The following is a 22530-nucleotide window of genomic DNA, read 5'->3' as shown; positions in this document are numbered from 1 at the left end:
ATATAAGTTATTGAAAACAGTCCGATCCGAGTGAACCCGATGAGCCAGTTGAGTTTTTCCGAAGCCGAGTACGTTGGCAAACGCAAGAAAACGCGCCGTGAGAAGTTTCTGGCCAAGATGGAGCGTGCGGTGCCGTGGAAGCTCTTTGCCGATCTGGTCGATCCGCATTACCCCAAACCGGGCATCGGTCGTCCACCGTATCCGCTGGAAACGATGCTGCGCATCTACTTCATGCAACTGTGGTTTTCGCTGTCGGACCCGGCCATGGAAGAGACGCTGTACGACAGCTTTTCGATGCGCCAGTTTGCCAAACTGCCTGGAGGTCGTGTGCCGGACGAGACCACCATTTTGAACTTCCGTCATCTGCTCGAGCAGCACAACATTGCCGACCAAGCGCTTGAGGCGGTCAACCTGCTGTTGCAGGATCAAGGCATTCAGGTGCGCAAAGGCACCATTGTGGACGCCACAATTATCGATGCACCCAGCTCGACCAAGAACGCCAGCGGCACGCGGGACCCCGAGATGCATCAGACCAAAAAGGGAAACCAGTGGCACTTTGGGATGAAGGCCCACATTGGGGTTGATCTTCACAGCGGGCTGGTCCACACGGTGGTGGGCACCGCTGCCAATGAGCATGATGTTACTCAGGCGGCTGCGTTGCTGCATGGTGAAGAAACGTTGGCTTTTGGCGATGCCGGTTATCAAGGCGTAGACAAACGACCCGAGCACCAAGGGCGTGACGTAACCTGGCACATTGCCATGCGCCCCGGCAAACGGCGCGCCTTGGGTAACAGCGCAATTGATCGTTTGACGCAAAACATTGAGCGGGCCAAATCCAGTCTTCGAGCCAAGGTTGAGCATCCGTTTCGTGTCATCAAATGCCAATTCGGGTTTCGTAAAGTCAGATTCCGTGGACTGGCCAAGAACACTGCGCATTTGAAAATGTTGTTTACGCTGTCCAATATCTGGATGGCACGCCGCCCGTTGACGGCGGTGGCAGGGTAAGTGCGCCCAAAAAGCGCCAACAGGCCCGAAAACGGGCCTGATCGGGGTGCAAACAACCCGAAAGTGGCGATGATTTGAGCAGTTTTTAACCATTTTTGAATACTTTGGTCATGAGGTCGATTTTTGGATGTTTGAAATCGAGTTCTTCAGACCTTCCTTAGATGCCCGAACCCGCATGAGAGCATCGTAATACGCTGCGCGGTTTCGCTCGAAAAAATCAGACAAGTATAGGGACGGCTTTGACAGAATCCCGTGGCTCACCAAATACAAAGTGATGAGTAAGCGCCCAATCCGACCGTTCCCATCCAGGAATGGGTGGATCGTTTCGAATTGGTAGTGGCTAATAGCCGCTCTTATCAAATGGGGGACATGAATCTCTTCGTTGTGCCAAAAGAGCTCTAGATCACCCATCAAGTCAGGCACACTAGTCGGGTGTGCTGGAATGAAAACTGCGTCGGTCAGGTTAGAACCACCGATCCAGTTTTGGCTTATGCGGAATTCCCCTGGCTGCTTGTGTTCTCCCCGAACACCTTGCATGAGAATTCTATGCGCGTCGCGAAGCATTCTGTTCGACAAGGGTAGGTTTGCCAGATCAGCAATGGCACCATTCAAGGCGTCAATGTAATTCCGAACCTCGCGCCAATCATCTCGCTTCTCGGGCTGGATCTGATCTTCAGACATCAACGCTTCGTCCATGCCAGTCTGAGTCCCCTCAATACGGCTGGATTTTTGAGCTTCCTTAATGACGTGCATCCGAATGAACAGATCGATCTCAGGCACGATCAATGAAAATGCGTTGAGCTCTCCCAACGCTTGCGTCGCCTTCTCAAGCAGCGTGGTAATGGCTGGGTCATCCCAACTCCATTGATGATTTACCAGTTCTGGCTCAAAGCTCATGTATTGGTACTGCTGCTTTGGCGCGCCAGCTCTAAATTCTTCGAATTTCATAGAATTCACGTTGTCTTAACAGGCAAACATCTTCAACCCAACATCGTAGCAGGGGCCTTCACTGCGTCACTTGTTCGCCCGGATTCTAGGGCCACAGGATGCTATGACCTTACCCACTGCCCCGCCTCATCATCCCGCAGCCTGGCGCTAGGAGCGCAATAACCGCTCGTCTACCCCGTTCCTCAGGTCATTGGGTGACCAAAGAATGCGGCCCACGATGTTGACGTCGCGGCCATCGTCTCTCGTCAGGGGGATGGGCTTATAGGCGGGGTTCAACGACTTTGCCAGCCAGATTCCGTCTCGTGTCCGCGAGATGCATTTCACCAGCATGGATCCACCTTGATTGATGGCGTAGACGATCCTCCGGTTGATCTTCAGCATGTCGTTGATGCGCTCTATAAATAGAAGCATCGGGTTGCGGTTGCGGATTGCGGGTTCCATGCTGTCCCCATGTGAATAGACGATCCGCATCCGCTCGATGGGCAGACCGAACGACTCCAAGAAGGAGCGGCGAAGCAGGATCTGGCCAATCTCCGTTTCTTGGTAGTTTTCGATGCCGAGGGTGCCCGCGGCCAGACGCACATCCAGTTCCGGGATGGGGATGAATTCGTGATCGTTGGCCGAGTAGCCGGAATCAGGCACGTGCCCAACATCCACTGCGTGGCTGATCAACACGCCTTCAGCCGTGTCCTCCATCTGCTTGGTTGTCTTGCCACCTTCCCAAGGGGCAGCAGGCAAGCCTTCGATGCGCATGGGGAATGGATCATCTGCGGCATCCAAGTCTACGAGCGAGCCCGGGGCCTTCGGCGAGCTTGCTGGGGGCGGAGGCTTCGAAACCGTGATGCCGAGGTTCAATTGCGCGATGGCTAGAGCCATTGCGCCCTGGAGCGCATTTAGTTGAGCGGACGGAAGTCCGCGCACTTGCTCCTCTGGAATATCGGGGAACGGCCAATCAGGCAGAGCCTGAACCTTTACGACAGACGACGAATCATCGCTGAGCTCAAACCAGCCCTTCATTCCGGGCATCGCTTCGATTGCCCAAATCGTCTTCTCAGTCACAGGGCGGATGCCGGAAAGCATCTGACGAACGAATGCGCCGTCTTTGTAGCCGAGCCGGCGTCCAAAGTCGGTTTTGTTCCCTTTTGATACGTGCTCCACGGCCGCGACCAAGCGGGCAATGCGGAACTCGTTTAGCTCAATTTCGTTCATGGCCGGAAAGTAGCATGTGCTACGGGTGCATTTGCTACTTGCGGAAACGTAGCAAACGCTACTAGTATTCGGTATGGACCTGAATTCATACCTGTCATCCCCCGGCGCCCTGACAGTGGCGCAACTTCGTGCCCGTATGGCTGAGCTCGGATATGTCGTTAAGAACGATGCGCAGATTCGACAGTGGCGCGGTCGGTGCAAGGGCCGTAAGCCGTCTCCCAAAAATTGCATGGGACTGGAGTTGGCGTCCGGCGGCCTCGTGCGGCGCCAGGAGCTCCGGCCACTCGATTACTGGATCGTGTGGCCGGAACTCGCGCGGCCTGCCGGCAAGGAGCCCGCCCATGCGTAGCTCCGCCATCCTTGATCGCTTCGCCAACTGGTTCTGCAGCCAGATGTGGGTTTGGGGCTGGGCCGAGAAGCGCGGAAGTCGCCTTGCTGTCCGGACGTGCCGGCTTTGCATGGCCCGCAGCGTCGGCGTTTCCATAGGGTGGGCCCATTTGGTTGGCAAGCTGGACCTCAACGACGCCTTAGCTGATCACGCGGCACAAGTCGGGGGGAACCGACATGCGTAGTAAGCCAGTGTGTGGCGGGCGCATCTTTCCGTGCCATCCAGTCTTGACCAACCTCCAGGATCAACATGTCCTTGAGCGCTTCGCTGCGCTCATGGTCAAGCCCTGCGATAGCACGATTCCATATCGACGCGGCCACAAGTTCGGTTTCTACAAGGATGCCGATGCCCTTGGAGTCGATCCACAAGGGATTGGATTTCGGATCCACGTCCTTTTTGATGTTCTGCACGATGGCCTGCGTCATGGAAAGGCTGTCCTTGCCAGCAGACAGCAGAACCAGAAATTGCCGCTTTTCGGAAGTAGAGGCGGCGTCGTCGTCGCCAAACGGATTCTCGGTCATGGTCGGTCCTCTCCTGTGGGGGCGAGTGTGTTGTGTGAGAGCAATCATTCTAAAGGGCCGGCCGCCCGTTTTAAGGAGCCTTGCCATGCGTAGCTTGGAAGAAACGACGGTCTGGCAAAGGAGCGCCATCGGCGAGTTGCGCCCGTTGGAGAGCGAGGAGGGCGCGACGGACCGGCCTACCCGTGCAGCCATCCCCCTGATTGTCGAAATCCGCGCCACTGCCGGTTGGGTGGTGACGGTGCCCGATTGGTTTTTCAACGGCATACCGGATGTGTCCCGCGAAGCCGCGGACCGCCCGCTGGAGAAGCCGGATGAAAAGGTCCAGATCGGACCGCTCGACGTGTAGGGCGCAATTCGTTTTTTCCATGCTGCGCATCTTAGGGATGGCGGCGCGAGAGCGAAACCCTGTTTTTTCTAGATTCCAAGGTAAGACCCAATGACCTGCCGCCATCCCTCCCACAACTGGCTTGATGTTCTCTACAACGATGTCCGCAGTACGCCTGGTGGCGTGAAGGAGGCTGCGTCGTTCCTGACGGAGCGACGTGGCAAGCGGATCCACTACGAATCCCTGCGCGCCAAGCTGAACGGGCAGGAAGGTGAGTCGATGACGTTCGAGATTGCCGATTTGCTTACCGAGTGGATGTTGCAGTACGCGGCCTCGGCGGGGTTTGCGCATCGCTGGGCGCAGACCTACGCGATGGTGGAGCATGGTTTGACCTGCCTGGACGTGCCGGCGCCGCCCGCTGGTGGCTGGCCCGACGAATTGAAGGCCATTCATGAAAAGGTGCTGCAGGTCGGGGCGAAGGTCGGCGGTCTGAACTCGTCGACCCTCGACGCGATGGCCGATGGGTATATCGACCCCGATGAGCGTAGCGCGCTTTACACGCTGTTCATGGAGTTGGCCGTCCTCGCGTTTCGTGGCGCCCGCAATGTGTCGAGGGTGCGATGCTGACACGCGGAACATCGGGTGTACCTGTGCGGGCGCGTGTTGCGTCCGCAGGGCGCAAGGGGGCGGCGCTGTCGCGCGCGGCTGCAATGATGTGCAACGGTGCGAAGTTCCAGCGGTGGGTTGTTTCCCGCATCGGGGCCGCCCCTGAGGGCGTGTCGCCCAGCCAGCACGCAGCGCAGTACGTGCGCGACATGTGCGGAATCGCCAGCCGCGCGGAACTGGACCACAACGCCACGGCGGCAGGGCTGTTCCATACGGCCATCCGCAGGCCGTTTCTGGCGTGGAGCGGCATCTATGGCTGACTGCCTACACATGTTCAGGGGCTACCGTGTGCCGCTGGAGACGGTGGAGGCGGTCCGCCAGGCCATTATCGACACGGCGCGCCGGGTTGATGTGCGGGCGCTGCGGGAAATCGTTGAGCCCGCGTTGGTGCCGGTCGATCCTTGGCCTAGCACCTCGCGGGACGAAGCAGCCCGCTGTGCCGTCAGCGCTTTCCTATTTGATGCGGTACGCGCCGGCCTGGTGAAGCGGCGTGTGAACGCCTGGCAGCTTCCCGCCTGGTATCGGGTTCGAAAGTCCCCGGGGGCGGCATGACATTGCAACGCAAGACGCCGCTCCGGCAGAAGACGCCGATGAAACGTGGTGCGCCGTTGAAGGCGAAGGCCCCGATGATACGGGCCAAGCCTATGCCGCCGCCCCGCGCTGCCATGCAGGCGCGCAAGAAGGGCAAAAAGCCGCCGAAGACCGTGTATCGCAATCCTGGCCTGCTGGCGCTGGCCAAGGGCGAGGAGTGCCTGCTGCGCGTCCCGAAGTATTGCTGGGGCGGCACGGACACCACGGTCGCCTGCCATTCGAACCAGACCCGAGACGGGAAGGGCAAGGGCATCAAGGCGCACGACTGGGCCATCGCCTTCGGCTGCGGCGGGTGCCACCACTTCCTGGATCAATCGACCGCCCCCCGGGCGATGAAGCTGAGCTATTTCGTCCCCGGCCTGCACCTGACGCGCTTGCGCATCATCGCCATGGGCAAATGGCCGGCGGAGGCGGAGCGCGGGTATCAGCAGTTGTACGGGGAGGCGGCATGAGCGCCGTGGTACTGCCTATGACGCCGAAATCGCCCCAGCTTGAGAACGGCTTTATGCGGATCTCCAACGAATTGGAGGACGCCATCTTGGCGCACCCATTGACGGACCGCCAGCATAAGGTGCTGCGGGCTGTCATGCGCAAGACCTACGGGTTCGGAAAGAAGGAGGACGACCTGTCTGCATCGCAGTTGGCGTCCATTCTTGCGAAGACCCCGCGCCAGCACGTCAGCACCGCGCTCAATGAACTGGCGGCGATGAAGGTCATTCACAAGCGCCCAGGCCGCTACGGCTCGGTCGTGGGCGTGAACAAGAACTATGCGGAATGGTTGCCCAGCGTGCCGACGGCGCCGGCTGCTAGTCCCGAATCGGGACAGGGGGGGAGTCCTGAATCGGGACACCTGTCCCAAAACGGGACATGTCCTGAATCGGGACAGGTGTCCCGAATCGGTGACGCAGGTAGTCCCGAATCGGGACAGGTCGCTAGTCCCGAATCGGGACACACAAAAGACAACCTTCCAAAAGACAACCAACAAAAGGAAGTAACTGCTGACGCAGTTCCTTCTGGCGACGGCCAGCTTGCGCTGACCGCCCCCGAAGAAACCGATGCTCCGCCTCCCGTTTGCCAGCCGCTGCTGCTGGCTGACGGCTCCGAGCATCTGCCGACAGCCCAGGAGGTCGCGGAGTGGAGCGCGGCGTTTCCCCTGGTCAACGTGCCCGACGCAACGCGGCAGATGGCTGTGTGGCTGAAGGCCAACCCCGCCAAGCGCAAGACGCGCCGCGGGATCAACAAATTCATCGTGAACTGGCTCGGGGGCGCGCAGCGGGACGCGTCCGTCCCCGGCCACCGAAACGCCGTTGCAAAGCCTGCCGGCAAAGGACAGAGACAGCATGGAAACTTCGACCGCCAGGACTACCGCAGCGGTGTTGATGACGATGGCCGGTTTTAACTTCGAAACCGAGACGCGGCGCTGCCCGGAACATGGCGAGTACACGGCCATGAAAACGCCGGTCGGCTGGTCCGACTGCACGGTGTGCAATGCGAAGCGCCAGCAGGCGGAGCGGTTCCGTCTGGAGGCGGAGGCCAGCCGGGCCAGTCTCATGCGCCAGGCGGACGTGCCGCTGCGTTACCACGGCAAGACCTTGGAAACGTACGACGCGGCCGGCGGTGGCCGACCGGCTGTCGCGCTTGCGGTTGCCAACGAATACGCCGATTCCTTTGCCGACGTACGCGCCGCTGGCCGGGGGCTGATCTTCTGCGGGCGCCCGGGCACTGGCAAAACGCACTTGGCGGTCGGGATCATGCACCGCGTGCTGGCGGCGGGCTACTCGGCGCGCTTCGCGGTGGTGCTGGATGCCATGCAGGCGGTCAAGGGCACCTACCGCAAGGACGCGGCCACGACTGAGGCGGCCGTCATCGAGAAGCTGACGGCGCCGGACCTGCTGGTGCTGGACGAAATCGGCAATCAGTACGGCACGGACGCGGAACGCATCATCCTGTCCAGCGTGATCAACACTCGATACAACGCCATGAAGCCCACGATCTTGCTGAGCAACCTAGCGAAGGAAGCGCTGGTGCAAGAACTGGGCGACCGCGTGATCGACCGGATGCGGGAGGGCGGTGGCCGCATGGTGGTTTTCGATTGGGACAGCCACCGGGGGGCGCGGGTATGAGCGGTGCGATGTCCCGCAACAAGGGTGCAGCCTACGAGCGCAAGGTGGCCGGTCTGCTGACGGAGGCGACGGGAACGACCTGGCGCCGCCGCGTGCGAAATCAGGCGGGCGATAGCGATGTCGTGGCGGATGAGCCGGCCTTCGCCCGGATCAGCATCGAATGCAAGCACAAGAACACGCTGGCCTTGCCGGCTTGGTGGCGTCAGGCCCAGGACCAGGCCGGCGAAAGCGGCGTGCCGGTCCTGATCTACAGGCAGACGGGGGCGCGCGGCGAATCGGTGATGGTGGATGCGCACCATGTGAACCCAAGGATTTTTCCTGTCCGGGGGCGGCATACCGTCACGCTCGGCTGGGAAGCGGCAATGCAATGGTTGCGGGAAATGCTGCCCGCGAAAGTGACTTATTCCCCGGGGATTATTTGATGACGCCAGAGAGAAGAGCTGCCCTGCTTGATGGGCAAACGTCGGTGGCCCAGAAGGTCTATGCGGTGCTGCCCGCGAGGGCGTCCGGATCGTTCACGCCTTTGGAGATTGCCAAGGCATTGAAAGAAAGCACGGGCGCATCCCCGGATATTCACACCATGCGCGGTTGCCTGGGCCGGCTCAAGGACGCGGGCTTGGTGAAAGAAATCGTGCCGGGGTCGTTCCGGCGCGTTGAAGTCAAGGAGAAGGAGAGCATGAGCGAACAACGCATGACAACGGTGAAGCTGCGGCCCGGCCCGATAGCGACTGGCATGTCGCTGGAGTCCGTTGCGCCCGCTGGCGCGGAGCCGGTGGTGAAGGGGGAGCCTATGGATGTCATCGGCGGCATCGCGGCCAAGCTTCGCTCCGAAGCGAAAGCGCTGCTAAGGATCGCGGACGAGCTGGACGCGGGGGCGATTGTCATGGCGGAACGGGCGCAGAAGCTGACGGAGGAGGTCGCTACCGTCCGCCAGATCGCGACGCTGCTCAAGGGGCTGGGCTAGGTGCCCGGGGGCGCGATGGCTGATCGAATGAACGCGGATGCTGTGCTCTGGAACTGGGCGCGCTGGTGCTGGGCCGGCGGGCCCGTCGGGAACATGACGTGGTACGTGCCCGAGACGGAGGACTATCACCCCATCGAGGTGAGCCACGCGCTGGCGGTTGAACGTCTGCACCGGGCGCTGCCTCTCGCCGAACGCATGATCATCATCGCGGAGTATCCGCAACGCCATGAAAGGTTTGCGGGCCTGGAATCGCATGAGCGGCGCACGGCAGCCCTGCGCTGGATTGCGCAGGTGACGGGCAATGCCGTATCGGCAACTGAATACAAGCTGTATTTGGGACTCTTCAAAGACAAGGTGAAACGTGAAGTTTGCTAAGGAAATTATCGGGTTGATGGCGGCCTACCCGGGGCGGGATTTCAGGATGGTCGAACTGGTGCGGCATGCAACGGGGGCGCGGGAACTGGCCCCACGCGAGCGTGAGCGTGATCGCAAGGCCATTACCCGCGTATTGGCGCAGTTGGCGGAAGCAGGCCATATCCTGCGGCGCCCAACCCGAAGCGGTGTGCGCAATTCGTTGTGCTATCGCTGGAAAAGTGGGACATGAAGTTCTCGCAAAGTGGGACGTGATCTGGGACAATTTGTCCGTCCACAGGTGCGCCTGTACGAAATGCAAATAAGAAGCCCGCCGCGTGAAAGCCGGCGGGCTTTTTGCATTCTCCAGCTAGATGGCCGTTTGTCCGCAACGTCCAACCCTAGTGAGGAACAATCCTGTTCGGTTCTATTTCGTCCCCGGCCAAAAGTCAGGGACGTTTTTTTTGGAGGTTGCAAATGAAGTTTCGCAGTCTGATTATCGGGTGCCTGCTCGGCTTGGGATTGGTGGGCGCCGCTACTGCGGCAGATCCGAACAAGGAAATCCCCGTGTGGAACATGAGCATGTTCTCCCGGGCCAACTGCATCAACAACGAATCCATATCCTGGGACACTGGCGGAGCTTCGTACTGGAATCTGTACACGCAGTCATACCAGGTGAATCTGGACGACTTCAACCAGGTCTTTGTGAGCGCTGGTCCTGCCGTGACGTGGCGATCCGCTGCGGTATCATGGTTCGCTGCGGGAGAAGGTTTTTGGCAGGTTGAAGGCTTCCATCAAATTCAGCCGGCTCCGAGGACCGATGAGGATGAGGGGTGGGCCCTAATCGCCATGCATTGCCCGAACAGTTTTGGCGGAGCGACGGACGATCTCGAAGATTGCGTGCATACGTTCGCCGACAACTGCAGCTTTTAAGGGAAGTCAGATGCGCAATAGTTTCAAAGTAGTTGTTTTCGCTCTCGTCGCTGGAATACTGCAGTCGGCCGGAGCAGTTGCATATGCGGCGGCTGCGGTGCCGACCGAGTTTCCCGCGCGGAGCGAGATCAAGCCGCCCGCCAACATGCCAAGCGATGCAAGAGCAGTTTGGGATAAGCACCAGGCGGACTCGGCCAAAGCTGCAAGCCGTACTCTCAAGTCGAGCATCGTCTCGGATCTCGATTCGTTGCCTGTTGTCGAGCGTTCATTCAAACCCATGCAGGAACGTATCGACCAACTCGCCAAGGCCCGCGGCACCCTTCCCGAGAATCTGAATTCGTCCTGGGTCATTCCCGCCGACATATCGAGGGGGCTGTTGGGCCAATGCGGTTTGCTGCAGAGCACCCCCAGTGGTGTCGAAGTGGATGGCAAGCTAACGGGCCAAATTCGGGTGTTCAGTTGCGCGGATGTGGGACCGGTCATCCTGTCGGAAGAACTGCTGAGCAAGGGCGGCATGGTCAACCTCACATCCGCGGACGATGTGAACGTGCGAATTTCGGCTGGCGGTATCGAGCGAGGTGCAATCGCTACGCGCCTCGTTCGTCCGGAGGACAAGGAGGAAATGACTATGGTGCGTTGGCGTAGCGGCGATAAGTCGATCACGCTTCGCGTTGCCGGAACGCAGAAGCCCTCCCTGGACTTTGTGAAAAAGACCGTCGACGGCATCTCCGACTGAGCGGCGTGCGAATCAGCTTTACATAGTGAGGCCAGTTTCTGGCCATTTCGAGGCCCGCCGCTGCGCCAGTGGCGGGTTCTGCGTTCTTGCGCGGTGCCCGAGATGCCGAAAGGTCTGGACGAAGGGTGATGCCGCTACAGGCTCTCCAGTGGGGCGCGCACCCAATACTGGGGAGTCCCTGGGTTCGAATCCCAGCCGCGCAACCCGCGGGCATGCTCATGGTGAGCCGCCGGCCTTCCAAGCCGCGCAGCGAGGGTTCGATTCCCTCTGTCCGCTCCAGATAATCGAAAGCCCCGATACGGATAGTCCGGTCGGGGCTTTGTGTATTGCGGCTATAGCGGGCTACGCGTGCGCCATAGAGCGTTCTGTGGCCATGGAGACCATTTCGTGTTCGGCCGCCATAGCCAGGAATGCCGAGCGCGAAAGGTGGCGCGACTTTGCCATCTCGTCGATGCGGTGAACAAGGTTTTCGGGCAGGCTGATGTTGAGCCGCACGGCCTTGGTACTGATCTTGGACAGGTCGATATCGACCATCATCCAGTAGCCACCTTGGAAATCTTCGTGGTTGGCCCAGGCTTCGGGAGTAGACGGGGCCGGGATGCCTTCGGTCTCACCGAAGAAGTGAGCTTCAACAGCTTCCTGCGCTGCGCGCGGAAGATCTTGGAGTTCGTCGGCCGCTGCAAAGCAGCCGGGGAAGTCGGGGAAGGACGCCCCGTAGGCGCTGCCTTCGTCCTTATCTACGTGGATCGGGTAGAGCATTCGGTTTCTCCTGTAATGGCCTGCTTATCGCAGGCCGGCTTGCTTGAGGATGCTGCGCTGTGTCGCTATCGGCAAGTCCTTCTTGGGATGCGGCACGGTGACCTTGCCGGGCTTGGTGGGGTGCTTGAACTGGTGGTGTGAACCCACGGTGTGCACGTGATACCAGCCGTCGGCTTTCAGTTGCTTGATGAGGTCTGCGCTGTTCATGTGTGTAATTATACACAATACACACGAATACACAACATAAATGTGGCTGCTCTGAGGAGCGGTCACGTCCCGCTGCGAATCTCCTGATTGACCGGCAAGGGCAGCGAGGCGGCCCGGGCCTTCAATAAAAGGGGATGGCTTTATAGGGAAAACCCGGGGGCCCCTCCGAAAATCGGTCCGGTAAGGGTAATTCGAACCCCGAACGCTCGCTAGTCACGGGCGCGCTAAGGGGGGGTAATAATAATTTCGGCCTCCAAGCCGCGATTCATGCGGGCTTCCGGCCGCCGTTGAATGTGTCCCTCCGAGAATTTCCCTCGGCGGCGGGCTTATATCTGAGGGCTTTATGAAGCTGCGCCATCACTCGTCGATGAGGGAGGGCGTGGATTTCTTCGGCCAGGCCCAGCGTCAGTTGCCATACGCCACGTCGCTGGCGTTGAACCGGGTTGGGCAGCACATCCTGGACGCGCTGGCTCGCGTTACCGGCGAAGTATTCGACCGGCCGACGCCATACACGATGCGCGCCTTGCGGTTGACCCGGGCCACCAAGGACAACCTGGTGGCCACCGTCGACTACCGCGACGGCGCCGGCAAGGGCCTTTCTGCTGACAAGTACTTGCCGCCCCAGGTGCTGGGCGGCGGCCGCCGATTCAAGCGTTCCGAGCGGGCGCTTTCTCGGGTCGGATTGCCTGCCGGCGCCTATACGGTGCCGGCGGCGGCCGCCGAGATCGACGCCTACGGCAACATGTCGCGCGGCCAGATCGTGCGATTGCTCTCATACCTCCAGGCCTTCGGCGAGCAGGGCTACCGGGCGAACTCTACGCCCCGCAGCCGCGCTCGAACGGCGAAGGTGGGAAGGACGGCCGAAGGCTACAAGCGCATCAACGGCGTGCAGTACTTCGTTTCGCGCGGCAAGGGGTCTATGTCTGGCAACCGCGAGCAGCGGCTGGCCGCCGGCGTGTGGCAGAAGACGGGCACGCATGGCGCCGATGTGAAGCCGGTTCTGTTGGCAGTGGCCCAGCCGTCATATACGCAACGTTTCCCCTTCTACGAGACGGCCGAGGCGGTCTACGGCGAACGCTACGACGCTGAGTTTTCCACCGCCTTAGACCTGGCCCTGTCCACCGCAAGATGATCGACCTTGACAAGAAGACGACCCAGGCCCGGTTCGGGCAACTGGTCGGCATCACGCAGCCTGCCGTAAGCGGTTTGCTCATGCGTGGCGTCATGGTCGCGGGCGACACGTTGGGCAACTGGCTGCTGTCCTACTGCGGGCACATTCGAGACGTAGCAGCCGGACGCCACGCTGGCGAGGAAACCAGAACGCTCGATCCTGCCGAGGAGAAGGCGCGGCTGTATGCAGCGCAGGCGGACAAAATCGAGATGGAGAACGCGGTTGCGCGCGGCGAACTTGCCCCAGTCAGTGTGCTGGAGGATGTGCTGACGCGGGCTGGAACAAAGGTCAGCGCCGCTATGGATGCGATTCCGACGGCGTTGAAGCGCCGGCTGCCGAATCTGACTGATGCGGATCTGACCATCGTGCGGCGCGAGCTTGCCAAGGCCCGCAATGCGGTTGCATCCCTGTCGCTGGAAGACCTGGAGGCTGACGAAGAGAACGAGGGTGAGTAATGCTCGTAGAGTCCAATCGCGCCGCGGTCGCGCGCGCGCTGAGACGCGGGCTTGCATCCTTCGCCGCTCCGGAGCCCATGACGCTGCGCGAATGGGCCGAGCGCCATTTCTATCTATCGGCGGAATCGTCATATGTCGAGCAGCGCTGGGAGGCCTGGCCGTTTCAGCGGGCCATCCTCGCCTGCGTCGGCAGCGACGACGTGCACGAGGTCGACGTAATCAAGTCGGCCCGCGTCGGGTACACCAAGATCCTGCTGGCGGCTGTTGGCTATTTCGCTGAACACAAGCGGCGCAATCAGGCGCTGTGGCAGCCGACAGACAGCGCGCGCGACGAGTTCGTCAAGACCGAGCTGGAGCCGATGCTGCGGGACGTGACGGTCATGCATCCGATCTTCCCGACACGGCTGGCTCGGCATAAAGACAACACGCTGCTGGTAAAGAAGTTTCGCGGCAGTGTGCTGCATCTTCGCGGGGGGCGGTCGGGCGACAACTACCGGCGACTATCCATCGGCGTTGCGTACCTGGACGAATTCAGCTCGTTCGATTCGAACATCGACGGCGAAGGCGACCCCGGCCAGTTGGCAGCCAAGCGCCTCGAGGGCGCAACGTTCCCCAAGATGGTGGTCGGATCCACGCCGAAGCTGAAAGAGACCTGCCTGATGGATAAGCGTGCAGCCGGCGCCGATGCGCGATACGACTATCACATCACCTGCCCCCACTGCGACGAGCATCATGCGCTGACCTGGGGGGGCAAGGACGAACCGCATGGGTTCAAGTGGGTCGATGGTGATCCGGAATCGGTGAAGCACCTATGCCCGCACTGCGGCTGCCTTATCACGCAGAGCGAGTACCTGGAGGCATCGGAAGCCGGGTTCTGGTACGGCTCAGACGGCACCACCATCGACCGCGACGGCGTATTTCGCAACGCCGCTGGCGAAGTCATACCGGCGCATCGCCGCGTCGCGTTCCATGTGTGGACCGCGTACAGCCCCATGGTCAGTTGGGCCAAGCTTGTGCGCGAATTCCAGGAGGCCTACGCCAAGGCGAAGCTGGGTGACGACGAACCGCTGAAGACCTTCTGGAATACCACCCTGGGCCAGGCCTGGGAGGGCGAAGTCGAGAAGATCGAAGCGGACGAGCTGAAGCGCCGGGCCGAGATCGAAGCCTACAGGCTTCCCGGCTTGGCCGAGAACCTTGTTCCGATGGGCTGCGTGTTGCTGCTTGCGGGTTGCGACACGCAGGGAAATCGGGTGGAGGTTGGCGTCTGGGGATTTGGTCGTGGCGGTGAAATGTGGACCGTCGATCACCAGATATTCCACGGCAACCCGGCGGAGGACGAGGTCTGGTCGAACGTGGCGGCGTATCTGTTCGAGCGTCGCTTCCAGCATGAAGGCGGCCAACAGATGAGCATCTACGCCACGGCCATCGACAGCGGCGGGCACCATTCGAATGCGGTTTACGACTTCGCGCGCCGAAACAAGGCGCGCCGGGTCTTTGCCGTCCGCGGTCGCCCCTTCGGCGAGAAGGCCATCAAGGATGGAGCCGGCCAGGTGGATATCGACTGGCGAGGGAAGCGGATCAAGAAGGGCGTGATCCTGTGGCACGTCGGCACGAACCTAGCCAAGGATCTGCTGCACAGCCGTCTCGCTATCGAAACGCCAGGCCCAGGCTATGTCCACCTTTCCGAGGATATGTCGGACGAGTGGTTCCGCCAGTTCTCAGGCGAGGCGCGAGTATCTCGGAAGACTGCTACGGGTGTTCGAACGCTGTGGACGGCGCTACGCAAGCGCGTCGAAGCACTGGACTGCGCGGTGTATGCGCTATGGGTGGCAGAGCATCTGAGCCTGTCTCGCAAGACGGAAGCCTGGTGGGACGCCATGGCGGCAAAGCTCGATGCATTACCGCCACCGCGGGACGAAGAGGCAGACCCGCCGCCGCAATCAACCACACGGCCAGCCACCTCGGCGAAGACCGCGCCTGCGGCGCCAGCGGCGCGTGCCGTGCCGGCTGTCAAACCGGCGCGCCGGCGAGTTGCGGCTTCCAGCTACCTCAGGGGGCGCAGGTAGGCCGCAGAACAGAAACCAATAGGGCAAGGTCATGGCATACACCCAGGCGGACCTGGAAAGGCTGGATCGCGCGATAGCGAACAGCCAACTGGAGGTCCAGTACGACGGCAAGCGCGTGCGCTTTCGCAGTACGGACGAATTGATGCGCGCCCGCGCCCATGTGGAGCGGGAACTGAGCAAAGGAAAGGGGCGCCCGCGGCAGTTCAGGCTGCGCAACGCTGGCAAGGGGATCCGATGAGCTATCTGAAACATCGTGGTTCCAGTCTGCTTGTGCCTCGTCGCCTTAGCGCGCAGATGAGCAGTAGCTACGAAAGCGGCAGCGCCACGGGCAGCCGGGCGCGGAACTGGAATCCCTCGGGGGCTGGGCCGAACGCCGCGGCGACGCAAAACCTGGGCCTGCAGCGTCGTCGGGCGCGCGACGCCGTGCGCAATGACCCATGGGCGTTGACTGCGACCACACGCTGGGTATCCAACGTGATCGGCACGGGGATCCAGCCGTACCCCAAGCACCCGGACCCCGACATCCGGCGGGCGCTGAAGGAGCTGTGGGCCGACTGGGTGCAGGAGGCCGACGCCGACGGTCGACTGGATTTTTACGGGATGCAGGCGCTGGCCGTGCGCAGCATCTTCCAGGATGGTGAAACTCTGTTCCGTTTGCGTCCACGGCGGCCGCAGGACGGGTTATCCGTACCACTGCAATTGCAGCAGATGGAAGGCGACCAACTGCCGGTCGAGCGGTCGTCTACCTTGCCGCACGGCGGCGAGATCGTCAATGGCGTGGAATTCGATGCCATCGGACGGCGTACTGCCTATCACCTGTGGCGTCGTCATCCTGGCGAATTTGGCCGCAGTGCGGCAGGCCAGGACATCGTCAGGGTGCCAGCCGACCAGGTTATCCACGCGTATCCGATGCTGCGGCCTGGACAGGTGCGGGGGGTAACCGCTCTGGCTACCGTCTTGCTCCGTCTGAAATCCATCGACAACTTGGACGACGCTGTCATGTATCGGCAGGAGGTGTCAAACCTCTTTGCTGGTTTCATCACGAAGCCCGACCCTGACGCCGACCCGAATAACCCGCTTACGGGGGAGTCTGACGGCTATGAGATTGATGACGATGGCACGCCGCTCGTCTCCATGGAGCCCGGCACCATGCAGGAATTGGCACCCGGCGAAGCAGTGACATTCTCCAGCCCGCCAGATGCCGGCGACAACTACGAAGGGTTCATGCGGCAACAGTTGATGGGGGCGTTTGCTTCTGTCGGCGTGCCTTACGAGATCGCAACTGGCGACCTGCGCGGCATCAGCGATCGGACGCTGCGGGTGGTGGTCAACGAGTTTCATCGGCTCATCGAGCAATACCAATGGCACTGCGTGATCCATCAGCTCTGCCGCCCCGTCTGGAATGCCTGGATCGACGCCCTGGCGCTTTCCGGCACGTTCCCCATGCCAGATTTCCACCGCCGCCGCCGTGAATGGTTGCGCGTGCTGTGGGTGCCCCAGGGCTGGCCGTACTTCAACCCCGTGCAGGACGCGCAGGCCGACAAGGAATCGGTGCGAAGCGGCTTTTCCAGCCGGTCGTCAATCATCCTCAAGAAGGGCGACGATCCGGACCACATTGCGGCGGAGATTCGTGCCGACAACGACACGGCCGACGCCGAGGGCTTTGTGTTCGATAGCGATCCTCGGTACACGACCAGCGCCGGCAAGGCGACGAGATCTGACGGGGGCGGCAGCCCCGACCCTCTCAATCAATGAATGGAGCCAATATGGCAAAGAAGGCTTGGTATTCGATCACCGTCAATGCGCAGGCGGATAAGCCCGTGGTCGAGATTCGCATTTATGGCGAAATTGGATTCTGGGGAACTACGGCCGAAGCGTTCGTCGCAGAACTGGACGCTGCAGCGGCAGGTGGTGCCGACATCTTGGTGTCGCTGAACAGCCCAGGGGGCGACGTTTTCGACGCCTTTGCAATCTACAACGCGCTTCGTCGGTACGCCGGTCGGGTAACCACGCGGGTGGATGGCGTCGCCGCCTCCGCGGCCTCATTGATCGCGATGGCCGGCAAGCCAACGATCATGCCCGAGAATACGCAGATGATGATCCACAACGCTTGGATCATCACTGGTGGTACGGCCGAGGATCTGCGCACCACCGCAGAAATGATGGATCGGATCCGAGACGGCGTGGTGGCAGCCTACTCCCGTAAGAGTGGGTTGGACAGTGACAAGATCATCGAAATGATGGACGCGACCACGTGGATGTCCGCGCTCGAAGCGCAGGCGTTGGGATTTTGCGACCTGATCGAGGAGCCCGTGCGCCTGCAGATGTCGGATAGTGCGGCTGCTGTGCTGCAAAAGCACAAGAATCTGCCTGACGACGTGAAAGCTATGCTCAAGTCCCTGGAAGAGGGCGACCCCGAGCCCGCGCCGGATCCGAAGCCCGAGCCCGAGCCCGAGCCGGTCCCGGCTCCTCCGGCGGATGCGCCGACGGCATCTGCGCTGGCCGCCCGTGTCTATGCGTCTTGCCGGCAAGAGGGGATCGCGGATCTTGCGGAAGGTGTGCTGCTCAGCGGTGCGCTGGATAGTCTTGAACTGGCGGATCAACGGGTCACGCAAGCCAAAGAGATCGCCGGCATCTGCTTGGCAGCAAAGCTGCCTGAGAAGGCTGCCGCTTTCGTGTCTGCGGGCCTCACGGTAGACCAGGCGCGTGCGCGCCTGTTCGAGCATGTCGTGGCCGATGCGGGCGACCCTATCAATAACCGACCTCCCACCAATTCATCGGCCCCGAAGCAGAGCGGGCCGAATCCCCAGGCGATCTACGCCAAACGAAAAGCCCTCTCTGCCCACTAGGAGTCAGCACCATGCCTTTCATCCATCAACAGGCCCGAACGGCCGATTTCATCCTCTCCGAAGCCAACGGCCAGCGCTCGCGCGAAAACGCGATCTTGGCTGCCACCCTTGTCCCCCTGGCTGCCGGGCAATTGCTCACGCTGGGTGACGACGGCAAGTACGTCGCCTACGCCGGCCCGGGGGCGGACCCCGACGAGCCGATCACTGCCGACGCCGTGCTGTACGGCAATGTCCCGGCGTCCGACGAGGATCAGCAGGTCGTCGTCATCGCACGTGAAGCGGAGCTGGTCGGCGATCTGCTCGTCGGCCTGGATGCGCCGGCGCGCGTAGCTCTGGAGGCGGCCGGCATCATCGTTCGCTGATCCCTACCAACACAAATCCACCTTCCCAACATTCGCGACCGCCTTCGGGCGGCCGTTTCTATTTCTGGAGCCTGACATGGCCGATATCAATATCTTCCAAGACGAGAAATTCACGGTTTCCGCCTTGACCGCCGCCATCAACGAGCTGGAGAGCGTCCCGGGCCGCATCGGCAAGCTCGGCCTTTACTCGGAAGAGGGCGTTTCCTCCACCGTGGTGCAAATCGAATACGACGGCCAGACGCTGGGCCTGGTGTCCGCCAAGCCCCGTGGCGGTGTCGGTCAATCGGTCGTCCTGACCGGCCGCAAGCTGATTCCGTTCAACACCGTGCATTTGCCGCAACGTTCCACGATGCTGGCCGACGAAATCCAGGGCATCCGTGCGTTCGGGAGCCAATCGGAGCTGGAATCGGCCGAGGCGCGGGTTGCCAAGTACCAGAAGAAACACCGCCAGCAACTCGATCTGACGCACGAATATCAGCGCGTGGGCGGCATCAAGGGGCAGATCCTGGATGCCGACGGCACTTCGGTGTTGCTCGATGTTTACCATTCCTTCGGCATTGTCCAGCAGGAATTCCCGATGGAGCTCACGAGCGCAACCACCCTCGTTCGTCAGAAGTCGGACGATGTCGTGGATCTGGTCGAGGATGCCCTGGGCGCCACCCCGGCCAGCGGCGTTCGCGCGCTGTGCGGCAAGGACTTCTGGAAGACGCTGATCAACCACAAGAGCGTACGCGAGACGTACCTCAATACCGCGCAAGCAGCCGAGCTGCGGGGCAAGCCGGCCGATTCCTTCGAGATCGGTGGCATTACCTACGAACGCTACCGCGGCAAGCTGGGGGGGGCTCCCTTCATCGGCGACGAGGAGGCGTACGCCTTTCCCGACGGCGTGTCCGATTTTTTCATCACGCGCTTCGCGCCGGCCGACTATATGGAAACCGTCAACACCGACGGCCTGCCGTATTACACGCGGGTCGAGCCGCTGCCGTTCGGGAAGGGGCTCGAGATCGAAAGCCAGTCCAATCCGCTGCACCTGCCGACGCGGCCCAAGGCCATCATCAAGCTGAAGATGGGCACCTAAAGCCATGGAATGGGATAACTCCGTGTTCGACGAAGCGTTCGATGCGGTGGGGCTGCGCGAGCCGGCGTGGCTGCTGGACACGGAGCCTCCCGTTCCATTCAAAGTCCGGTTCGAGCGCCCGCAGGTCATCGACGAGGGGGAGCTGGTGCATTCGACCGACTACGAGATCGAATACACCACTGCTGACGTGCCCGACCTGGCGTACCGCAGCCAGGTGGAAATCGGGGGCGACCGTTACCGAGTCCGTCAGGAGCCAACCGCTGTAGGCGACGGCTTCTGGTCGCGCGCGATGCTGGAGCTGCTGGCATGACCACCCTGGCAATGCAATACGTCGAGGACCTGCGTGCCGCCCTAGAGGAGGCGCCAGGATTTCCCGCCGAGGTTGAGCCATCGCCTGTACGTGCAATCTCCAGGGAGGCACCGATGGTGATATCCGTGCAGTTGGGTGGGGAGTCCGTGGAGAGCGTTCACCCGCCACGGGCCACCCGCGTACGCGAGATCCACCTCCTTGTTCACACCGCAGGCGATGACCATCAGGCCCTGGCCGAGATGGTGTTCGAGCAGGCCCACCCGGTCGTCATGGCATACGCCGGCCCCAATGTGGTCGAGGTTGCCGAGTTCGGCACCGATGAGCCCAAGTACGTCAATGGCGACCTGCGGCGGCAGGTTGTGAACAAGCGATACCGGATCACCTATCAGACCGACGAGCATGCGCTGGACCGGTGACTTCCTGGAGAAACCATGAGCAAGACCAAGGCGGTGACCACCGCTGGCAAGGGCGCGCCCACCGAGAGCGCATCGGCTGCGCCGGCGCCCGAGTCCGCTCCCCCCGACGAACACCACGGCCGCGGCGGCACCTATCTGCGCGATCCGGTCACCGGCGAACGTGTCCTGGTCCAGCGGACTGCGCCCTGCGCCAATTGCCAGGCCCGGTAGGGCTGGCGCTTCACAAACAGGCCCCGCCGGGGCCGTCATTCTTTGGAGCCCATGATGGCTAAGAAAACCCGAAAGTCCGTCGTGCTGGCGAAGCTGCAGGCCTCTGGCGGAACCGACGCCCAACCGGCAGGCGCCACCGACGCTGTGCTGGTGCGAAATCTGACCGCGACGCCCTTGTCGGCCGAGTTCGTCGAGCGCGAACTGTTGCGGCCTTACATGGGCAATTCCGGCCAGGTCGCCGTCACCCAGTACGCACAACTGGAATTCGAAGTCGAACTGGCAGGTTCGGGCACGCCCGGCACTCCGCCTGCGTGGGGCCCGCTCTTGCGTGCCAGCGGCTTCGCGGAAACCATCACCGAAGATACGGACGTTCGCTATCTGCCGATCTCCGACGACTTCGAACTGATTACGCTGCACTACTTCCTGGACGGGGTGTTCCACAAGATCGTGGATGCCCGCGGGACCGTGGCGTTCGACCTGACCGCCAAGAGCATCCCGGTGTTGCGCTATCGCTTCATGGGGGCATACCTGCCCATCACCGACGGCGCGATGCCGGCAGGGGTGAATTTCAGCGCCTTCCAGATCCCGAAGGCGGTCAACAAAGCGAATACTCCGGCTTGGTCCCTCGGTGCCTACACGGGCTGCCTGCAGTCCATGTCGTGCGATATCGCGAACCAACTGGTATGGCGCACGCTCATCGGGTGCGAGGGGGCCGAGATCACGGACCGCAAACCGACCGGCAAGCTGGTCCTGGAGCTGCCGCGCATCGCCGATTTGAACTGGCCGACCATGGTGCTGTCCGGTGCGGGTTCCCCGCTCTCGGTTACCCATGGCGTGGCCGTGGGCCACATCGTGCAGATCAATGCGAATGCCGCCCAACTGACCAATCCGACGTACTCCGACCAGGATGGCGTGGCGATGCTCAACCTGGATATGAACATCAACCCCGGCGCCGTCGGCAACGACGAGCTGGAAATCGTCGTCAAGTAGCAGCTCGCCGCTTCGGCATCCATTCCTCACTTATCCCATTGCGCCCGGCCTATGCCGGGCGTTTCTCATTCTGGAGAGCATTCATGTCTTTCGTCGTTACGCGTCGCCCCATTGCTGCCATCGAAGTGGACGTTAGCGTCCACGGAGCGGATGGCAAGCCCGTCGCAATCAATTTCGTCGCGCAATATCACCGCCATTCGCCGGAGCAGTTGGCCGATTTGCGGGACGGCATGGTGAACAAGGCCCGTGCGGCCCAGGGCTTGGGTCCCATCGTTCGCGAAGATGGCACCGTCCCGGCCTACTCCTATGCCAGCGATATCGATTTCATCAAGGAAAAGATGGCCGGCTGGCTCGGCGTCAAAGACGCCTCCGGCGATTCGGTTCCCTTCAGCGCGGGATCGCTGGGTCAGGTGCTGGAAGATTGGCCGGAACTGGTCATCCCCCTGCACAACGGATTCTTCGCCGCCCATGAAGGGGCCAAGAAAAAAAACTAATCGAGGCCGCCAGGTACTGGGCCGGCGGGGCTCGCTCATCGGGCGATGAATTCGATGCCGACGATCAGGTGCTGGCGGCACTGAGGGCGGCCGGCGCGTCGCCGGAAGTCATCGAAGCGGCCCGGCCGGCTGGCGAGTCCCAAGCGCAGGTCTTCGAGATCTGGCCAGAGAACTGGGCGACGTTCGAAGCGTTTCTGGCGCTTGGGCGGTGCTGGACCTGGGTCGCACCCGCAATGGGCGATCCGGTTCGGGTTGGCATCGCATCGGCAGAAATCGAGTCCACGCTGCGCTTGCTGCGGGTGAAGCGGCGCGCGCGCCGCGAGATGTTCATGGAGCTCAGGGCGATGGAACAGGCCGCCATTGAGGTCTTTGAGAACAAGGGATAGGCGCAACGCCGGAAATC

The 22530-nt window shown here is 61.6% G+C and carries 33 protein-coding genes and 2 tRNA genes; 30 read left to right on the top strand and 5 right to left on the bottom strand.

What is annotated here, in order from left to right; translation table 11 throughout:
- Nucleotides 1-39: 39 nt before the first annotated feature.
- Nucleotides 40-1005, top strand: a complete 966-nt coding sequence (locus tag C1I89_RS22330) for an IS5 family transposase (protein WP_102770808.1) — start codon at nt 40-42, stop codon at nt 1003-1005.
- Nucleotides 1006-1113: 108 nt separating this feature from the next.
- Here C1I89_RS22330 and C1I89_RS22325 read toward each other — a convergent pair whose 3' ends face one another.
- From C1I89_RS22325 to C1I89_RS22310, 3 genes are all read right to left on the bottom strand, one after another.
- A complete protein-coding gene (locus C1I89_RS22325; RefSeq protein ID WP_219929600.1) occupies nt 1114-1953 on the bottom strand; it encodes a Fic family protein in 840 nt (279 codons plus the stop codon).
- 147 nt (nt 1954-2100) lie between these two features.
- Complete coding sequence (locus C1I89_RS35375) at nt 2101-3162, bottom strand: S24 family peptidase (RefSeq protein ID WP_258231502.1); 1062 nt, start codon at nt 3160-3162, stop codon at nt 2101-2103.
- A gap of 516 nt (nt 3163-3678) precedes the next feature.
- A complete protein-coding gene (locus tag C1I89_RS22310; protein WP_102774674.1) occupies nt 3679-4071 on the bottom strand; it encodes a hypothetical protein in 393 nt (130 codons plus the stop codon).
- Nucleotides 4072-4156: 85 nt separating this feature from the next.
- On the opposite strand from C1I89_RS22310, the gene C1I89_RS22305 reads away from it, so the two are divergent.
- The 15 genes from C1I89_RS22305 (at nt 4157) to C1I89_RS22240 (ending at nt 11039) form a co-directional block, all read left to right on the top strand.
- Nucleotides 4157-4417 carry a hypothetical protein gene (locus C1I89_RS22305; protein WP_102774673.1) on the top strand — a complete coding sequence of 87 codons (261 nt, stop codon included), beginning with the start codon at nt 4157-4159 and terminating at the stop codon, nt 4415-4417.
- Nucleotides 4418-4507: 90 nt separating this feature from the next.
- A complete protein-coding gene (locus C1I89_RS22300; protein WP_102774672.1) occupies nt 4508-5023 on the top strand; it encodes a hypothetical protein in 516 nt (171 codons plus the stop codon).
- The gene (locus C1I89_RS22295; RefSeq protein WP_181391028.1) at nt 5017-5322 is read left to right on the top strand and encodes a hypothetical protein; all 306 of its coding nucleotides are present in this window, start codon (nt 5017-5019) and stop codon (nt 5320-5322) included. The genes C1I89_RS22300 and C1I89_RS22295 overlap by 7 nt, the downstream gene beginning before the upstream one ends.
- Nucleotides 5315-5614, top strand: coding sequence for a hypothetical protein (locus C1I89_RS22290; protein WP_102774670.1), 300 nt, complete (start codon nt 5315-5317; stop codon nt 5612-5614). Before C1I89_RS22295 ends, C1I89_RS22290 begins: the two co-directional genes overlap by 8 nt.
- On the top strand, nt 5611-6105 hold the full coding sequence (locus tag C1I89_RS22285) for a nuclease domain-containing protein (protein WP_102774669.1): 495 nt from the start codon (nt 5611-5613) through the stop codon (nt 6103-6105). Before C1I89_RS22290 ends, C1I89_RS22285 begins: the two co-directional genes overlap by 4 nt.
- Nucleotides 6102-7052, top strand: a complete 951-nt coding sequence (locus C1I89_RS22280) for a replication protein (protein ID WP_181391027.1) — start codon at nt 6102-6104, stop codon at nt 7050-7052. Before C1I89_RS22285 ends, C1I89_RS22280 begins: the two co-directional genes overlap by 4 nt.
- Nucleotides 6994-7776, top strand: a complete 783-nt coding sequence (locus C1I89_RS22275) for an ATP-binding protein (RefSeq protein ID WP_102774667.1) — start codon at nt 6994-6996, stop codon at nt 7774-7776. Before C1I89_RS22280 ends, C1I89_RS22275 begins: the two co-directional genes overlap by 59 nt.
- 8 nt (nt 7777-7784) lie before the next feature.
- The gene (locus C1I89_RS22270) at nt 7785-8198 is read left to right on the top strand and encodes a putative PDDEXK endonuclease (protein ID WP_102774666.1); all 414 of its coding nucleotides are present in this window, start codon (nt 7785-7787) and stop codon (nt 8196-8198) included.
- Between the two features lie 44 nt (nt 8199-8242).
- Nucleotides 8243-8740, top strand: coding sequence for a hypothetical protein (locus C1I89_RS22265; RefSeq protein WP_146196933.1), 498 nt, complete (start codon nt 8243-8245; stop codon nt 8738-8740).
- 27 nt (nt 8741-8767) lie between these two features.
- Nucleotides 8768-9115 (top strand): hypothetical protein, encoded by a 348-nt coding sequence (locus C1I89_RS22260; RefSeq protein WP_258231501.1) that lies wholly within the window; start codon nt 8768-8770, stop codon nt 9113-9115.
- Complete coding sequence (locus C1I89_RS22255; RefSeq protein WP_102774663.1) at nt 9102-9344, top strand: hypothetical protein; 243 nt, start codon at nt 9102-9104, stop codon at nt 9342-9344. Before C1I89_RS22260 ends, C1I89_RS22255 begins: the two co-directional genes overlap by 14 nt.
- A 224-nt stretch (nt 9345-9568) precedes the next feature.
- Nucleotides 9569-10024 carry a hypothetical protein gene (locus C1I89_RS22250; protein ID WP_102774662.1) on the top strand — a complete coding sequence of 152 codons (456 nt, stop codon included), beginning with the start codon at nt 9569-9571 and terminating at the stop codon, nt 10022-10024.
- A gap of 10 nt (nt 10025-10034) precedes the next feature.
- Nucleotides 10035-10760 carry a hypothetical protein gene (locus C1I89_RS34160; RefSeq protein WP_146196932.1) on the top strand — a complete coding sequence of 242 codons (726 nt, stop codon included), beginning with the start codon at nt 10035-10037 and terminating at the stop codon, nt 10758-10760.
- Between the two features lie 87 nt (nt 10761-10847).
- Nucleotides 10848-10963: transfer RNA gene (locus C1I89_RS34600), tRNA-OTHER, on the top strand.
- A gap of 3 nt (nt 10964-10966) precedes the next feature.
- Nucleotides 10967-11039: transfer RNA gene (locus C1I89_RS22240), tRNA-Gly, on the top strand.
- Nucleotides 11040-11102: 63 nt separating this feature from the next.
- Here the strand turns inward: C1I89_RS22240 and C1I89_RS22235 are convergent.
- Together C1I89_RS22235 and C1I89_RS22230 are read right to left on the bottom strand one after the other, a co-directional pair.
- Nucleotides 11103-11519 carry a type II toxin-antitoxin system HicB family antitoxin gene (locus tag C1I89_RS22235; protein WP_102774660.1) on the bottom strand — a complete coding sequence of 139 codons (417 nt, stop codon included), beginning with the start codon at nt 11517-11519 and terminating at the stop codon, nt 11103-11105.
- Nucleotides 11520-11543: 24 nt separating this feature from the next.
- Nucleotides 11544-11726, bottom strand: a complete 183-nt coding sequence (locus C1I89_RS22230; protein ID WP_102774659.1) for a type II toxin-antitoxin system HicA family toxin — start codon at nt 11724-11726, stop codon at nt 11544-11546.
- Nucleotides 11727-12069: 343 nt separating this feature from the next.
- Here C1I89_RS22230 and C1I89_RS22225 point away from each other — a divergent pair, with 343 nt between their 5' ends.
- The 14 genes from C1I89_RS22225 (at nt 12070) to C1I89_RS22160 (ending at nt 22513) form a co-directional block, all read left to right on the top strand.
- Complete coding sequence (locus C1I89_RS22225) at nt 12070-12858, top strand: hypothetical protein (RefSeq protein ID WP_102774658.1); 789 nt, start codon at nt 12070-12072, stop codon at nt 12856-12858.
- Nucleotides 12855-13352 (top strand): terminase small subunit, encoded by a 498-nt coding sequence (locus C1I89_RS22220; protein ID WP_102774657.1) that lies wholly within the window; start codon nt 12855-12857, stop codon nt 13350-13352. The genes C1I89_RS22225 and C1I89_RS22220 overlap by 4 nt, the downstream gene beginning before the upstream one ends.
- 77 nt (nt 13353-13429) lie before the next feature.
- A complete protein-coding gene (locus tag C1I89_RS22215; RefSeq protein ID WP_102774938.1) occupies nt 13430-15418 on the top strand; it encodes a phage terminase large subunit family protein in 1989 nt (662 codons plus the stop codon).
- A gap of 31 nt (nt 15419-15449) precedes the next feature.
- A complete protein-coding gene (locus C1I89_RS22210) occupies nt 15450-15656 on the top strand; it encodes a phage head-tail joining protein (protein WP_102774656.1) in 207 nt (68 codons plus the stop codon).
- Entirely contained in the window at nt 15653-17173 is a 1521-nt protein-coding gene (locus tag C1I89_RS22205; protein ID WP_102774655.1) for a phage portal protein, read from the top strand. Before C1I89_RS22210 ends, C1I89_RS22205 begins: the two co-directional genes overlap by 4 nt.
- Nucleotides 17174-17184: 11 nt before the next feature.
- Complete coding sequence (locus C1I89_RS22200; protein ID WP_181391025.1) at nt 17185-18267, top strand: head maturation protease, ClpP-related; 1083 nt, start codon at nt 17185-17187, stop codon at nt 18265-18267.
- Between the two features lie 11 nt (nt 18268-18278).
- Nucleotides 18279-18629 (top strand): head decoration protein, encoded by a 351-nt coding sequence (locus tag C1I89_RS22195; RefSeq protein WP_102774653.1) that lies wholly within the window; start codon nt 18279-18281, stop codon nt 18627-18629.
- Between the two features lie 76 nt (nt 18630-18705).
- Nucleotides 18706-19707, top strand: coding sequence for a major capsid protein (locus C1I89_RS22190; RefSeq protein ID WP_102774652.1), 1002 nt, complete (start codon nt 18706-18708; stop codon nt 19705-19707).
- A 22-nt stretch (nt 19708-19729) separates the two neighbouring features.
- On the top strand, nt 19730-20017 hold the full coding sequence (locus C1I89_RS22185; RefSeq protein WP_146196931.1) for a head-tail joining protein: 288 nt from the start codon (nt 19730-19732) through the stop codon (nt 20015-20017).
- On the top strand, nt 20014-20433 hold the full coding sequence (locus C1I89_RS22180; protein WP_102774650.1) for a hypothetical protein: 420 nt from the start codon (nt 20014-20016) through the stop codon (nt 20431-20433). Before C1I89_RS22185 ends, C1I89_RS22180 begins: the two co-directional genes overlap by 4 nt.
- A 15-nt stretch (nt 20434-20448) precedes the next feature.
- A complete protein-coding gene (locus tag C1I89_RS22175) occupies nt 20449-20643 on the top strand; it encodes a hypothetical protein (protein ID WP_102774649.1) in 195 nt (64 codons plus the stop codon).
- A gap of 54 nt (nt 20644-20697) precedes the next feature.
- Nucleotides 20698-21633: a phage tail tube protein gene (locus tag C1I89_RS22170; protein WP_102774648.1), complete on the top strand. Its 936-nt coding sequence runs from the start codon at nt 20698-20700 to the stop codon at nt 21631-21633.
- Between the two features lie 83 nt (nt 21634-21716).
- Nucleotides 21717-22127: a hypothetical protein gene (locus C1I89_RS22165; protein WP_102774647.1), complete on the top strand. Its 411-nt coding sequence runs from the start codon at nt 21717-21719 to the stop codon at nt 22125-22127.
- 68 nt (nt 22128-22195) lie between these two features.
- Complete coding sequence (locus tag C1I89_RS22160; RefSeq protein ID WP_181391024.1) at nt 22196-22513, top strand: DUF1799 domain-containing protein; 318 nt, start codon at nt 22196-22198, stop codon at nt 22511-22513.
- Nucleotides 22514-22530: the final 17 nt, after the last annotated feature.

Origin of the sequence: Achromobacter pulmonis, assembly GCF_002885955.2 — a bacterium.
Taxonomy (GTDB): Bacteria; Pseudomonadota; Gammaproteobacteria; order Burkholderiales; family Burkholderiaceae_B; genus Achromobacter; species Achromobacter pulmonis_A.
Note: the sequence above shows the minus strand (reverse complement) of the source record. Positions and strands in the feature narration are given on the sequence as shown.

What these genes read in the sequence shown, in the direction of transcription:
- C1I89_RS22225 (WP_102774658.1), top strand. Translation starts at nt 12,070, where the DNA reads ATGAAGCTGCGCCATCACTCGTCGATGAGGGAGGGCGTGGATTTCTTC.
- C1I89_RS22175 (WP_102774649.1), top strand. Translation starts at nt 20,449, where the DNA reads ATGAGCAAGACCAAGGCGGTGACCACCGCTGGCAAGGGCGCGCCCACC.
- C1I89_RS22210 (WP_102774656.1), top strand. Translation starts at nt 15,450, where the DNA reads ATGGCATACACCCAGGCGGACCTGGAAAGGCTGGATCGCGCGATAGCG.
- C1I89_RS22300 (WP_102774672.1), top strand. Translation starts at nt 4,508, where the DNA reads ATGACCTGCCGCCATCCCTCCCACAACTGGCTTGATGTTCTCTACAAC.
- C1I89_RS22280 (WP_181391027.1), top strand. Translation starts at nt 6,102, where the DNA reads ATGAGCGCCGTGGTACTGCCTATGACGCCGAAATCGCCCCAGCTTGAG.
- C1I89_RS22260 (WP_258231501.1), top strand. Translation starts at nt 8,768, where the DNA reads ATGAACGCGGATGCTGTGCTCTGGAACTGGGCGCGCTGGTGCTGGGCC.
- C1I89_RS22215 (WP_102774938.1), top strand. Translation starts at nt 13,430, where the DNA reads ATGACGCTGCGCGAATGGGCCGAGCGCCATTTCTATCTATCGGCGGAA.
- C1I89_RS22165 (WP_102774647.1), top strand. Translation starts at nt 21,717, where the DNA reads ATGTCTTTCGTCGTTACGCGTCGCCCCATTGCTGCCATCGAAGTGGAC.
- C1I89_RS35375 (WP_258231502.1), bottom strand. Translation starts at nt 3,162, where the DNA reads ATGAACGAAATTGAGCTAAACGAGTTCCGCATTGCCCGCTTGGTCGCG.
- C1I89_RS22220 (WP_102774657.1), top strand. Translation starts at nt 12,855, where the DNA reads ATGATCGACCTTGACAAGAAGACGACCCAGGCCCGGTTCGGGCAACTG.
- C1I89_RS22330 (WP_102770808.1), top strand. Translation starts at nt 40, where the DNA reads ATGAGCCAGTTGAGTTTTTCCGAAGCCGAGTACGTTGGCAAACGCAAG.
- C1I89_RS22195 (WP_102774653.1), top strand. Translation starts at nt 18,279, where the DNA reads ATGCCTTTCATCCATCAACAGGCCCGAACGGCCGATTTCATCCTCTCC.
- C1I89_RS22310 (WP_102774674.1), bottom strand. Translation starts at nt 4,071, where the DNA reads ATGACCGAGAATCCGTTTGGCGACGACGACGCCGCCTCTACTTCCGAA.
- C1I89_RS22275 (WP_102774667.1), top strand. Translation starts at nt 6,994, where the DNA reads ATGGAAACTTCGACCGCCAGGACTACCGCAGCGGTGTTGATGACGATG.
- C1I89_RS22325 (WP_219929600.1), bottom strand. Translation starts at nt 1,953, where the DNA reads ATGAAATTCGAAGAATTTAGAGCTGGCGCGCCAAAGCAGCAGTACCAA.
- C1I89_RS22205 (WP_102774655.1), top strand. Translation starts at nt 15,653, where the DNA reads ATGAGCTATCTGAAACATCGTGGTTCCAGTCTGCTTGTGCCTCGTCGC.
- C1I89_RS22180 (WP_102774650.1), top strand. Translation starts at nt 20,014, where the DNA reads ATGACCACCCTGGCAATGCAATACGTCGAGGACCTGCGTGCCGCCCTA.
- C1I89_RS22170 (WP_102774648.1), top strand. Translation starts at nt 20,698, where the DNA reads ATGGCTAAGAAAACCCGAAAGTCCGTCGTGCTGGCGAAGCTGCAGGCC.
- C1I89_RS22285 (WP_102774669.1), top strand. Translation starts at nt 5,611, where the DNA reads ATGACATTGCAACGCAAGACGCCGCTCCGGCAGAAGACGCCGATGAAA.
- C1I89_RS22230 (WP_102774659.1), bottom strand. Translation starts at nt 11,726, where the DNA reads ATGAACAGCGCAGACCTCATCAAGCAACTGAAAGCCGACGGCTGGTAT.
- C1I89_RS22270 (WP_102774666.1), top strand. Translation starts at nt 7,785, where the DNA reads ATGTCCCGCAACAAGGGTGCAGCCTACGAGCGCAAGGTGGCCGGTCTG.
- C1I89_RS22190 (WP_102774652.1), top strand. Translation starts at nt 18,706, where the DNA reads ATGGCCGATATCAATATCTTCCAAGACGAGAAATTCACGGTTTCCGCC.
- C1I89_RS34160 (WP_146196932.1), top strand. Translation starts at nt 10,035, where the DNA reads ATGCGCAATAGTTTCAAAGTAGTTGTTTTCGCTCTCGTCGCTGGAATA.
- C1I89_RS22200 (WP_181391025.1), top strand. Translation starts at nt 17,185, where the DNA reads ATGGCAAAGAAGGCTTGGTATTCGATCACCGTCAATGCGCAGGCGGAT.
- C1I89_RS22295 (WP_181391028.1), top strand. Translation starts at nt 5,017, where the DNA reads ATGCTGACACGCGGAACATCGGGTGTACCTGTGCGGGCGCGTGTTGCG.
- C1I89_RS22305 (WP_102774673.1), top strand. Translation starts at nt 4,157, where the DNA reads ATGCGTAGCTTGGAAGAAACGACGGTCTGGCAAAGGAGCGCCATCGGC.
- C1I89_RS22290 (WP_102774670.1), top strand. Translation starts at nt 5,315, where the DNA reads ATGGCTGACTGCCTACACATGTTCAGGGGCTACCGTGTGCCGCTGGAG.
- C1I89_RS22235 (WP_102774660.1), bottom strand. Translation starts at nt 11,519, where the DNA reads ATGCTCTACCCGATCCACGTAGATAAGGACGAAGGCAGCGCCTACGGG.
- C1I89_RS22250 (WP_102774662.1), top strand. Translation starts at nt 9,569, where the DNA reads ATGAAGTTTCGCAGTCTGATTATCGGGTGCCTGCTCGGCTTGGGATTG.